The sequence below is a fragment of the Ignatzschineria cameli genome, from assembly GCF_003121895.1.
Lineage (GTDB): Bacteria > Pseudomonadota > Gammaproteobacteria > Cardiobacteriales > Wohlfahrtiimonadaceae > Ignatzschineria > Ignatzschineria cameli.
The window spans coordinates 38,371-52,029 of sequence record NZ_QEWW01000009.1 but is presented as its reverse complement, the minus strand read 5'-3'; the positions used below and the strand labels follow the sequence as shown (position 1 = coordinate 52,029).

General features: G+C 41.5%; 7 protein-coding genes. All 7 read left to right on the top strand.

All coding sequences use genetic code 11. From position 1 onward, the window contains the following. Positions 1–16: 16 nt before the first annotated feature. Positions 17–1,393 (top strand): cytochrome c, encoded by a 1,377-nt coding sequence (locus DC077_RS09385; RefSeq protein ID WP_109202136.1) that lies wholly within the window; start codon positions 17–19, stop codon positions 1,391–1,393. Positions 1,394–1,892: 499 nt separating this feature from the next. Beyond that, complete coding sequence (locus DC077_RS09380; protein WP_109202135.1) at positions 1,893–3,176, top strand: NAD(P)/FAD-dependent oxidoreductase; 1,284 nt, start codon at positions 1,893–1,895, stop codon at positions 3,174–3,176. A gap of 575 nt (positions 3,177–3,751) precedes the next feature. Then, positions 3,752–5,485, top strand: coding sequence for a hypothetical protein (locus DC077_RS09375; protein WP_133243712.1), 1,734 nt, complete (start codon positions 3,752–3,754; stop codon positions 5,483–5,485). Between the two features lie 377 nt (positions 5,486–5,862). After that, positions 5,863–7,626, top strand: a complete 1,764-nt coding sequence (locus tag DC077_RS09370) for a carbon-nitrogen hydrolase family protein (protein ID WP_109217994.1) — start codon at positions 5,863–5,865, stop codon at positions 7,624–7,626. 604 nt (positions 7,627–8,230) lie between these two features. Beyond that, entirely contained in the window at positions 8,231–8,998 is a 768-nt protein-coding gene (locus DC077_RS09365) for a YoaK family protein (protein WP_239990397.1), read from the top strand. Between the two features lie 106 nt (positions 8,999–9,104). Beyond that, entirely contained in the window at positions 9,105–10,298 is a 1,194-nt protein-coding gene (locus DC077_RS09360; protein WP_094568492.1) for a cupin domain-containing protein, read from the top strand. Between the two features lie 379 nt (positions 10,299–10,677). Next, the gene (locus tag DC077_RS09355) at positions 10,678–13,599 is read left to right on the top strand and encodes a xanthine dehydrogenase family protein molybdopterin-binding subunit (RefSeq protein WP_109217993.1); all 2,922 of its coding nucleotides are present in this window, start codon (positions 10,678–10,680) and stop codon (positions 13,597–13,599) included. Positions 13,600–13,659: the final 60 nt, after the last annotated feature.

Genomic DNA, 13,659 nt, shown 5'->3' with positions numbered 1-13,659 from the left:
CTAGAAGGAGATAGCGATGAGAATTATCAGAAATATTATAATTTTAGTTATTATTTTAGCCATTGTTGTAATTGGCTTCTTTAGTTTCTATAAAGGGGCGAGTTCAGAAATTCAGCCTACTACAAAGTTGAGTAAAGAAGAGTTGATTACTCGCGGTGAGTATCTTGCAAAAGCAGGGGATTGTGCCGCTTGTCACACTAGCGATAAAGGAGATTTTGCCGGCGGTATAGGGCTCGATTCCGGGACGCCTGTCGGTTTGATCTATCCAAGCAATATCACGCCTGATAAGGAGACTGGTATTGGAAATTACTCCTTAACAGATTTTGATAATGCAGTGCGATATGGATTGAAAAAATCGGGTGATGCGCTCTATCCGGCAATGCCTTATCCTTCATTTGCCTCTGTCGCGAGTGAAGATGTGGAAGCGCTCTATAACTACTTTATGTATGCGGTAAAGCCGGTCAATAATAAGATGCCGGTTGTATCGGGCAGTTGGCCTTTTAATATGAATTGGCCGGTTAATGCTTGGCGTTTAGCTTTTGCGCCGGAGGTAACGAAGTTAACTGCTTTTACAAGCAATGATCCTATCGAACGGGGGGCTTATTTAGTTGAAGGGTTAGCACATTGTGGTACCTGTCATACGCCGCGAGATGAAGCGATGGCGGAAGTCGCCTATAAGAATGATCCTGATCGCCGTTATCTCTCTGGTGGAAAAACTTTAGAGGGATGGAATGCTGTTAATCTCCGTGGCGACGATATGGATGGATTAGGGCGAATGAGCCATGAAGAGTTAGCAACACTACTGAAAAGTGGACGGAATAGTACTTCTGCCGTTTTTGGCTCAATGGTTGCTGTTGTCAATGATAGCTTACAGCACTTAACAGATGCCGATATTGATGCGATTGCAAGTTATATCAAATCACTATCGCCAGTGAATCCTAATGGTCAGAAATATCACTATAATCCTGCCACATTTGATGCGCTCTCCAATGGTCGTGTTGATGAGCCGGGCGCGTTAACTTATCTTAATAATTGTGCTGCTTGTCACCGTTCTGATGGTAAAGGCTATGCCGAGACATTCCCTGCGCTTGCCGGTAATTCAGCGATCTTAAATGAGAATGCGGACTCCTTAATTACATTGATCTTGAAAGGAAGCCATATGCCGGGAACGATTGAAGCGCCGACAGAGTATGCAATGTTAGGTTATGCATGGCGCCTTGATAATCGTGAAGTAGCCGATCTTGTGAACTTTGTCCGTAATAGTTGGGGCAATAGTGCAAAGCGGATCGAAGCGCATGATGTGCGAGTGATTCGTGATCAGGTTACAACGCCAGAGATGATTCGTTATCAAGAATCAGAGATCAATAGTGTACCGCCTTATAATGTAGAGTAGATTACTGTGTGTCGATAATAGATGTAGTAAGAGATAAGTAAGAGATAAGAGTTTATCCTGATGGGTAAGCTCTTTTTTTTATATTCTCTTGCAAGAGTCTCTTGTAGGAGGCTGTGTAGGCTAACTATTTTTTAATGGATTACTCTCAATAATTGATTATCATTTTCATCTCTATTTTTGGATCTGTTTTGAATCTATTCTAAATCTATTTTCAATCTATTTTTTAGTTTTTATAGAATCAATTATTGGGTTTTTTATTAGATCAATTATCAGATTTAAAAAACAAATAAACATATAGTATTTATGTAATATATAATGAATCTAGTAATCTCTATTTTCTCTATTTGATGAGATCATCGATTAGGTCATCAATTAGGTCGTTAATTAGATCAAACTTCTTGATATTTAAATAGTTGATTTTAAGTGGTCGATATTTAGATAGAAGATCTACTAGAGAGAAGATAGAACCATCTTTAATTTAATAGAGAGGTATAGTTATATGAGTAAAAAGAGAGTCCTAGTTCTTGGTGGGAATTTTGCCGGTTTAGGCGCAGCCCAAAAGATTCGTGAATATGCGAAGGATGAAGTTGATATCACCGTTATTGACCGTAAGTCCTACTTGCTCTATGTACCCAATATTCCGGCAGAAGTGTTAGAAAATCGTAATCCGGAATATTCATTAAAGATGGATATTCCAAAAACATTAAAGAAAGATAAGATCGATTTTATCCATGCAGAAGTGACAAAGATCGATCCGGCGGCACAAACAGTCTCTATTATCCCTAATGAGCGTCCTGGCGCAGAAGCGCATGAGATGAGTTACGATTATCTTGTGATCGCACTAGGTGCTAAGTTAGCTTTTGATAAGATTGAAGGTTTCGCAGAGTATGGTGATACGGTATCAGATTTCTATCACGGTAATAAATTACGTAAAAAATTACATGATGGAACCTATAAAGGTGGGCCTATTGTTGTAGGTTCTGCTCGATTCCATCAAGGTGATGGCGCAAAAGGTTTAGAGCCTTATCCCGGCGGACAGATTCCTGATGCGATGGCGGCGTGTGAAGGCCCACCTGTTGAGATCAGTTTAGGTTTAGCTGACTGGCTTCAACGCCATAAAATGGGAGATGCCTCCAAGATCACTATCACAACACCTGCTGAGATGATTGCAGAAGATGCAGGCGATAAAGTTGTTCCGCAGTTGCTTGAAGTTGCTGGGAAGATGGGCTTTAAATATGTGAACAATACCAAAGATATTGTGAAGCTAACGAAAGATTCCATCATCTTTGCCAATGGAATGGAGTTGCCAGCAGAGCTTAAGATTGTCTTCCCTGATTGGGTCGCGCACGATTTCTTAAAAGGCTTAGAGATTAGTGATAATCAAGGTTTTATTATTACAGATCTCTTAATGAGAAATCCAAAATATAAAAATATTTTTGCAGCGGGAGATTGTGCAGCGGTGACGATGCCCAAATTAGGTGCTATTGGGCATCAGCAGTGTGAAATCATTGGTCGCCAAGTCGCCATGGATCTTGGAAAGATGGCACCTGAAAAGGCAAATGAGCCATTGAAACCTTGGGTCTTCTGTATCGGTGATATTGGAAGCGGTAAAGGATTCTATATCCGTTCTAACTCTTGGTTTGGTGGTGACACACAAGTTCTAAAGATGGGGCGCATCCCTTATATGTTGAAGATGCAGTATAAGACCCTCTTCTTTGAAACAGATGGAAAAGTTCCTGTTTGGGGCCCGGATGTTGCCGAGATTATGGCAGAGAAGCTTTAAGAAAGTCATTTAGATGATAAAGAGCTATAGCAAGTGCAGAATAGTTCATAACCGAAGACCCTAGTATTCATAATTAATACTGGGGTCTTTTGCGGTTTAACTCTTTAAATGCAAGTTGCAGAGGTCTTTATTTTACTTCGCTTAGAATATTGGCTCGGTCAGTGAGTAGCAATTATATGTTACTTCTGTAAAATGGGGCTAATCTCAATATCTATTCATATCTATTAACATCTATTTATGCCTATTTATATCTATTGGTGTTTGTTGAATAGCCTGTTTCCATCTATTTGTTTATCTGTTTTATTTACATTTGATCTCATTGTTTGATGAATGCCTGATAGATAGTATTTCAGATATTGAAATTTTAGATATTAAAACTATTTAAAACCATTTAAAACCATTTAAAACTATTTGAAATTATTTAAAATTGTTTAACTTTATTTGAAAGTTATTTGTGACAGACTCTGATCAAGGTGAAAATACGATATTGCGTATATATTACTTATGGAGAAAGAGAAGAGTCTTAGAAGATTAAATCTTAAACGCATATCAGTTTTATGCAAAGTAGAGGAATTTTGGTTAAAAAAGGAATGCAGAAAAATATTTTTCATCGCTCCAGTGGGGGCATTCTCTTAATAGCGATACTCCTACTCTCTTTGATGGGGGGCGGGTTAACATTTGCACAGAGCAATACGCAAAGTAGCGAACCACGAAGTGTTGTGCAGGAGAATACTGCATCGCTTAATCAGATTCGGGGTAATCTTGATGATGTAAATGCAAAACGAGAAGTGATTATTGCAGAATTGAAAGAGACTACCGATCCTGATCACCGAATGAGTCTTGAGGTGACGCTCTCACAGCTCGATCAGCAGAAACGTAATTTTGAACGAATGTTTGAAAGGACTGCGCTTGGGGGATTAGAGGTTGAGCTCTTTGATATCTCCGATAATGAAGAGGAGGAGATTCTCCATTATGATTGGCAAAAAGAGCTGATCAAGATTGTTCAGCCTGTCTTCAGTTCACTTCAAAATTTAACGGAATCACAGCGCAAGCGTGATTTTATCCGTACAACTCGTGCTGAGCTAGAGCAGAACCTTATTGCGATTGATGAAGCATTGATCCATCTTAATGAGATTGATGAGTCTGAACTCAATCCCGCCTCTTTAAAGCAACTCGATAAGATCAAAAATAGTTGGGAGATTAAGCGCGCCTACTATGCCAATCAACTAGAGTTGATCAACTTACAATATCGAGAATTAGAGAAAGAGGGGACGCTCTCTGAGCGGATTACTCAAGGAACTTGGAACTTTATTACCAATGAGGGGAAGATCCTTCTCTATAGTTTAGGAACATTTTTTGGTCTACTCTATATTTTCTCATGGGTTTTACGCCGTCTTGTGAGACATCATGAGCGCAAAGTGCAAGAGAATCGTCATACAAAGCGGGCGAATCTTCCTTGGCGTTTAATGTTACTGCTCTATGAGATCTTCTCATTTATTATTGCCTTTTCAGCGATGCTCGTTATTTTGCATTCATCAGGCAATATGGTGCTCTTCGGTTTTGCGATCTTAATTATTTTGGCAATGTTGGTCAGCTTTCGTAACTCTGTGCCGGCTTATTTTAAGCGTCTTCGTACATTCCTCAATATGGGATTGGCACGTGAAGGGGAGCGTGTGATCTATCAAGGCATTCCATGGGAGATTGAGCATATCAACCTCTATTCAGTCTTTCTCTATAATCCTCTGCTCGATAATGGGCGTATTCGTCTAACAATCGATCTACTTGAGAATATGATCTCGCGTGATGTTCCGCACGATGAAGTATATTATCCGACAAAAGCGGGAGATATTGTTATTATCGATTCAATTTATGCAGAGGTTGTACGGCAGACGCCAGAGACGATCTATCTTAATAGTTATGGAGCGGCGATTGAGTATGGAACTGAGGAGTTTGTAAATCGTAAGCCCAAAAATATCACTGATGGCTATGCAGCGAGTACACAGTTTGTTTTAGATCAAGATCATCGACATGATGATATCGATGCAATTTTAGAAGCACTTAAAATCACTGCAACGGCAGAGATTGAGAAAGATCCTGAGATGGCGGCGACAGTTTTAGGCGTTCATTCCAACTATCGTGGAATAAACCCTTACGGCGATCTGATCTTTGGAATGAGTATTAGCTTTGGCCCTAATGCCGCAGGTTACTACAACTCGGCACCGCGACTGTTACAACGAAGCGCGCTAATTGCCGCTGAGAAGAATCAGTGGAAATTGCCACGTAAGGGATATATTGCCGTAGCGGAGTAATCTAGTGGAATAATATTATCTATTATCTTATTACAAGATCTTTATTGGTCTAATAGAGTCAATAAGCGCTAATGAAGGAGTACTTTTGATAAGTACTCTTTTTTTATCAAAATATTTTTTTGAGATCTTTTCTTTTGAGATCTCTTTCATTTGATCTTTTAATTTTGTGATATTCAGCATACTTTTTGTCAATAATCGAAAGAAATCTTTTACTTACCATGATTAATTGCTAATATCTTCTAATAATAATTTATAACTTATCTCTATGCGGTTACATCGATTAGGTTATCGACAGGTAAGTTACAAGTAAGTTATATCTTAAAAAATGATACATCTTAAATAGGGCCCAGATCGTTATAGGGATTGTAAGGTGAGATATGCAGAAAATAATAAAAAAGAGTGAGCATATAGGTAGGCACGGAAAAGAGAAGGTCACCGTTGCCGCGATCGATTTTATTCCGGCATGGGGTGATTTAGAAGGCAATATTACGCGTCTTGTTGCTGCTGTTGAAAAAATCGGTCAGGAAGAGATCGATTATGCTGTTTTTCCTGAAACGGCGACTTGTGGTTATCTTTTCCGGGATTATCAAGAGATCTCCCCTTTTTTAGATACCATTCCCGGCAAAACAACTGCGGCACTTCTACCTCTGCTCAAGAGATATAATCTCTATATCAGCGTAGGTATCGCAGAGCGAGATCAAGAGAGTGGACTTGCTTACAATAGCGCGGTCTTATTAGGGCCTGAGGGGATTATCGGGACTTATCGTAAACGGGGACTTAATAGTCAAGATCAGCGCATTTTTGCCCCGGGAAATAGTGAAACGACGGTCTTTGATACAGCGCTCGGTAAAATTGGACTTCTGATCTGTTATGACGATACCTATTGGCAATATGCGCGTCTCTTGACGTTAAAGGGGGCGCAGATTATTGGTTGGCACTCGGTGTCGGATCGGATTATGCCTAATGCAGCGCCGAGTGAGCGAGTTGGGGATCACTCTACAATTGCACATGTGCAACATATTAGTGCGCTTAATGGCGTTTGGTCGATCTGTGCAACTCGCAGTGGAATTGAGGCTAATCCATTGACGGGAGCCGAGCTATACTATAATGGTGGATCGAGTATTTGGGCACCAACAGGAGAAAAAGTGTTGCAAGCCCCCGTGATTCCTCCTGAAGAACTTGCTCCTGGTTTAAATGGGATTTATCGCGCTACAATTGAGCCGGCAGAAGCAGATGCTTATCGTGATGTAATTTTGGCAAGAAGAAGAGTTTCGCTTTATACCCCCCATTTAGCTCTTCACCGTGTGCCTGATGATGCTAATGCGACTCAAGAACGCCGGCAGGTATTGTTGAGCGCAGCTCAATGGCCTAAAGAGAGTTCTCTGCTTGATAAGGTGAGCGTTCAAAAGAATCAGCTTTTAGTTTTACCGGCATTCTCTACGATTGCTGATCCCCTTTCAGAAACGGATATTTTTGCGGCAACTGAAGAGCAAGGTGGTTCTTTTGAGACAAAAATATCGCAAATTGCAGCGAAAGGGGGCGGTTATGTTGTGGGATCCTATCCTGAAGTTGAGCATGACCGACTCTACCATACAGTTGTTTTAGCAGGGCCTGAGGGCAATATTTTAGGTCGTTATCGTGCAACTCATCTTGATGCATCTGATAAGGGATGGGCGGTTGCAGGAGATCGGATCACGGTCGTGGAGACTTCGATCGGACGAATCGGACTGGCACTGGAGTATGAATTAGCGGTAGCAGAACTAGGGGCGCTCTATAGTGTTGAGCGTACCGATATTATTGCCGCGCCAGCGCGATTACCACTTCCTTTAAAGGTAGAGATTGATGCCGCTCTCTATTCGACCCCTAATCCCCCTACAGGAAGGGCTAATTATTATCCTTATGCAGCGGCAACATTACATCAACTCTGGGTCGTTTGTGGTGGAAGAGAGGAGGGGGGATTTACCGCTAGTGCTATCTATGGGCCTGAGCCCATCGTATTAACGCCGGCATTATTAGCAAAATCTGGAGAGGATTTGCTCTATTGTAAGACGGTCGTACCCGCACCTGACTCATGGATTAGTCAAGAGCGATTAATTCATGGGCAAGCTGCCATTTGGTTCCCCCCATTGGTGCAAGAGTAGAGGGTAAGAGAGGGTGTTGATAGATAATATGCGTAATATTAATTCAGTAAATAATGGGAGAAGCTCTTTATTGATAGCGATTCACCCCTATTATGTGAAGTAGGAGCATTAAAGAATAGAAAATAGAAAAATAAATTTTATATAGTGGAGTTAGCGTAATAACTAGTTTTATGACAAGTTTTGCAACTAGATAACAGACATTGAGATATAACATAAATAGCATTCAAAGGAGCCATTCCCTGTTATATAGATTATGAATGTTATATGTAAAAATATAATATCTATCGGTCTATTTTTATTACCATCTCTCTTCTTAAGATTAACTTTTTAATTAACTGCTTAATTAACTGATTAATTAACTGTTTGATTAATTTTTTAATTGGTTTTTAATTAAATATTTAAGTCGACACTGGTATTTATATTAGCTTTTAAATCTTTATAGCGAGTTTGTAGAAATAGATTATTAAAAAAATTGTAAATAATGGTATGTTGGAGTAAATGTATCGCAGTGAGTATGTAGAAGAAAATAAGACTTACAAAATAAGATTTACTATTTAACCTTATAGGTTTTATCACGATTTATCATTATTTGAGGGGATCTACTATGAAAAGTTCTTCATCACAGCCGGAGCAGTCGGTGAAAAGTCGGAATACATTGGCTTCTTCAATGTTAAATCCTGCATCGACTGCCGTCCCGATTATGGAGCGTCCTGAAATCGCTTTTGTATTAGCGATTATCGCAGGATTGATGAATGGCTATACCTACCATGTCTCTAAAATCTTTAGTACGGTACAGTCGGGCAATATTATTCTTTTAGGGGAGACGATCGCAACTAAAAATTGGCCCCATTTCTATGCGATTATGTTTACCGTGTTAGCCTTTGGCGTTGGCTCGATGTTAACCGCAATTGTTGAGAGGATCTATCGAAATAAGAATAATCATAGCTGGACCTTCGTGATCATCGCTATTGAAGCGCTGGTACTTATTATTCTGGCGAGTGGTTATTTTAATAATATTCTCTCCATCTCAACAATCTGCATCATCATCTCATTTGTTGCAGGCCTTCAGGGAAATGCCTTTCATAAGGTGAAAGGGATGCTCTACGGGAATGTGGCCGTCACTTTAGTGGTACAGTTAGCATTTAGTAATTTAATGCAAGCGATTCAGGGAGATAGAGGTACATGGCGAAAAGCTGTGATCTTCTTCTCAGTATTATTAGGGTTTGGTTTAGGGGGGTATGCTGGCACATTAGCGACGATTCGCTTTGGTGAGGCGGCCCTTCTTTTACCGGCAATTTTATTAATTTTACTCTTAATCTACCTTCTTTTGGCAAAAGAGAAGGGGGATGATTCAATCGATCCTGCTTCTTAAGCATCATTTCTGGAGAGTAAGGAGTAGTTCGTTTTTCCAATCAGTGATTCAATCGATATGCTTGATTGCTGATGATATTAACTTAGATAGACAATGGAGATTTTCTATGCCTATAGATAAGAATACCCCGCAGCCGTTTCGCCCATCAGATGGTAAAGGTTGGATCGACCATGGTCCACGTAACATCATGCGCGATCGTGAAAATCCAGATATTTTAGTGCCACCACCAACAGATCATGGCACCATTCCTAACTTACGTTTTAGCTTCTCTGATGCTCATATGCGTTTAGAAGAGGGGGGGTGGACGCGTGAGATTACTAATCGTGAACTACCGGCATCGCTTGATATTGCTGGCGTGAATATGTCGCTTGAGCCAGGTGCTTATCGTGAGCTTCATTGGCATAAAGAGGCAGAGTGGGGCTATATGCTCTATGGTAATGCTCGTGTTACAGCGATTGATGAAGATGGCCGAATCTTTATTGATGATGTTAAAGAGGGTGATATCTGGAACTTTGAAGCCGGAATTCCCCACTCTATTCAAGGATTAGATCAAGGGTGTGAATTCCTTTTAGTCTTTAGTGAAGCTGATTTCTCTGAAAATAACACCTTCCTCTTAACAGAGCTAATTTCTCATATTCCACAAGATGTGATCGCAGCAAACTTCAAGATGGATGTGGATACGCTGAAAAAATTACCACAAGTTGAGAAGTATATCTTTAAAGGTGAAGTTCCAGGGCCGATCAATGTTGTGCGTAAGCATAATGAACATGGTGATGTTCCTTCACCATTTACATTCCATCGTGATTCAATCACGCCTCATGAGTGTGAAGCAGGTAAAGTCTACTTTGTAGATGAGCGTAACTTCCCTGAAGCGAAGACGATTTCAGCAGCATTTGTAGAGATCGAACCTGGTGGTATGCGTGAAATCCATTGGCATCCACGTGCGCAAGAGTGGCTCTACTTTATTGAGGGTAAGGCGCGTATGACGGTCTTTAACTCACAAGGAACGGCAAGAACATTCAACTATCAAGCAGGTGATGTAGGGGTTGTTCCTATTGTAGCGGGACACTATATCCAAAATATTGGTGATGAGCCTGTTCGCTTTATCGAAGTATTTAAACGTCCAGATGCTTATCCGATCTCTCGTTACTCCGATATTTCTCTTAATGCTTGGTTAGCGAGTACACCTACACAGATCGTTGCAGATCATCTCAATTTAACGTTTGAAGAGGCAGAAGCGCTCCCAAATCCAGGGCGTCCAGAGCCTGTTATTTGGTATAAAAAGCCAGAAGGTAAATAGTTGCTGTCGTGAGTGATCTATTGTGTTGATGGATCTGGAAGTATAGTAAATCCATTATCGATTGACCATTAACTCACTTACAATTGACGCACAATTCTATTTTTATTTTTTATTTTTAATATCACCAGTATCGATTCATCTACTTATTTTGAATCGATACTGGTTTTTTGATTGGTTATTTAAATCATCTATTTGAATTACTCATTGTGAATTGGTCATTAGTAATCTAAGTAGATCGAGATTTTACTTCAGCTAGACTCCGCTAGATTCAACTAGATTTAGTCCGCTCGATCTGTTGCAATAGAGGATAATATAGAGAGAGTATATAGAGATCGATCCGATCGTGATCGATTATAAAAGATTAAGTAAGGGGTAAGTCATGAGTATGGAGATCTCCCGCCGAGGTTTTATTAAACTCGGTGTTATTGCTGGTATTACGATAATGGTAGGAAAGCTTCCCATCGCGGAAGCTGTAGAGATCAATTCAGGACCGACATCCACAGATTGGATGGGACGTGATGGTCGGGCAAAGATGCGTTGGGATGCGATTCGCAAAATAACAGGTGAGAAAAATTTTGCCCGAGATTATCGTGCGAAAGATCTGGAGGGTTGGCCAGATCAACAAGCTTACGCCTTTATGCTTAAAAGTACGAAGGCTGATCGAACTTTTGAAGGGATCGATCTTTCGATTCTAGGAAGCGAGCTACAGCCCGATCGTCTTGTGATGCAGGAAGATCTAGTACGAGATGGACTCAATATTCCTCAAGATACCAGCATGGGTGCCGGCTTTTATGGGAGTAATATTCTTCTTCCGAAAGGGGAGACGCCTCCTATCTATGGTCATCCTGTTGCGATTTTGATCTATAAGGATTTTGACCGATTTAGTGCCGCACAACGTCTATTACAATTTGATGAGAGCGTTATTCAATATGGCGCAGTGACCGGTATTAAACCGCCAAAAAATTATGGTGCTGCTCGCTATGTACGGATTGGTGGAGAGACACCGATAGCCCCTTCAAAATTTTCCCCTTACCAAGACTCGGCAATTAAAGGCGTCTTTGATGGCAATGAGGTGATTTGGCCGCCCGAGGGGTATTCTACTAACTCTTTAGTCGCAAGTCTTAAGCATAAGGATCGTGGTGGTGGTTTTATCCGTGCTTTAGAGAAGGCCGATAAGAAGCCGGAGATTCAACATATAGGGATGCAACATGCTGAAGCGATAGCTGCTGAGGTAGAGCGGGCAAAAGAGGATCCTAATAAAATTGTTCTAACGCGAAAAGGGTTTTCGCAGTCGATCGATCCGAGTGCGATGGAACCCGATAACTGTAATGCTTGGTATGATGCTAAAAATAAAACGCTTCATATCTTAACAGCGACGCAATCGCCGGCAGGAGTTGCGAATATGGCAGCAGATCTGCTCAAGGAGAGTCGTTTTAAAGGGGTTGAAAATATCCTACTTTTGACGGGTTCGACAGTAGGCTATGGTTCTAAGGATTACTCTGTTTTCCCAATCTATGCGATGGCGGCTAGTTTCTATAGTGATGGATTGCCGGTACGAATGGCTAATAATCGCTATGAGCAATTTCAGATGGGCATGAAGCGACATGCGGTGGAGATGGAGGTTACTATTACAGCAGATCGTCAAAGTGGCCAATTTGAGATTTTAAAAGGAACTTATCAATGTAATGGTGGGGGGAGAGAGAATCTTTCTGTTGCAGTTTCTCATGTGGCAGTGCGGGGCGCGCAGTCGATCTACTATTTTCCTAAGTCTGATTTGACCGCTTTAGCGATGGCAACACCGGCAGTTGAAGCCGGTTCAATGCGTGGTTTTGGCTCTCTTCAATCGATGGCAATTACAGAATTACTGGTCGATGAGTTAGCGCATGAATTGGGGGTCGACCCGATAGAGTTACGTAAAAAGAATGCAGTTCGAGAAGGGTATACTAATACTCAAGGAGGCATTTTTGCCGGAGATCCCCGCAATATCGAGATGTTAGAGATGGCACAAAAGCATCCACTTTGGCGTCATCGTCATGAGGCAAAAATGAAGTATGAGGCAGAAAATCCTGGTCGACTCTATGGTGTAGGATTTGCCCAAGTACAGCAAGTTTATGGCTCAAGTGGTGTTCCTACAATTCTCTCACTAGAATTTGATGAGATGGGTAAACTTTCGATGCGCCATTGTGTTCAAGAGATTGGAACGGGTGGAACAACAGCGCAACAGGTGATGATTTGGCAAGCGTTAGGAAAGGTTCCTGATTATGTCGAATTTGGCGTGACGCAATTTGATGAATTGCCGCTCTATACCAGTTGGGCAGATCAGAAAAAACAGGATCAACTCGCGAAGAGTGATCCTTATTGGGTACCGGCATTGATTCCTGATATGAGTTCTTCAAGTGGTGTTTACTATATCGGCTTTGGAACGCGACAAGCCGGGAAGTTTCTTTTAGAACATTCACTCTGGCCGGCGGCAAAAGCGATCTGGAGTGAAGGGATTGGGGGTGGATCTTTTAATAGCCTCAATATGTCTCTGGCAGATCTTCGAATTACAGAACTCGGTATCGGTGGTGGCGGTATGACACCACTCTCCTTTGAGGTTGTGGCGAAAAAAGCACATGAAATGGGATTGGTCACTGGTGTTGCCGTACATGCTTACTCTAGCTGGCAGTGGGCGCGTGCAGAGTTTGATATTCCCACAGTAGGGATGCTCAATCTTCCCCTAGATGCGCTTGCCGTAAAATATGGGAAAGGGGCGCCGGCAAGCTTAAAAGCGAGGATGACGACAGGGGGATATGATTTTATTAAGCGAAAGGTTGCTTATTTCCCAGATACAGATCGATCAGGAGCAGATCCAACGACAGTCACACCGGCATCGTCACTTGTAGAGTTGAGTGTGGATAGCTTTAGTGGTGAGGTGGAGATTCTTTCACATCATATGATTATGAATCCCGGTAAGCTCATCGTTCCTGAATTAGTCTCAGGACAGATCCAGGGCGGAACGGCAATGGGATTAGGGCATGCGCTAATGGAAGAGCTTCCACTCTATGAGGATGGCCCGGGAAATGGTACTTGGAACTTTAATCGCTATCGATTGCCGCGGGCAAAAGATGTTGCAGTCTGGAATCAGACGGCACAATTTCTTCCCCCTTTATCGGAAACATCTCCCCCGAAAGGGATGGCTGAGCTTGGTATGATTCCTATTTTGCCGGCGACAAGCAATGCTTTAACTCATGCAACTGGAAAACGTTTTTACCATTTTCCAGTAACGGCCGATAAGATTCAGAAAGCGCTCTCAGAGTAGCATTACGAGTATCAAAAAAAGGGAGTAAAGATGAGTAGAGAGATAGAGAAAGAGCATCAA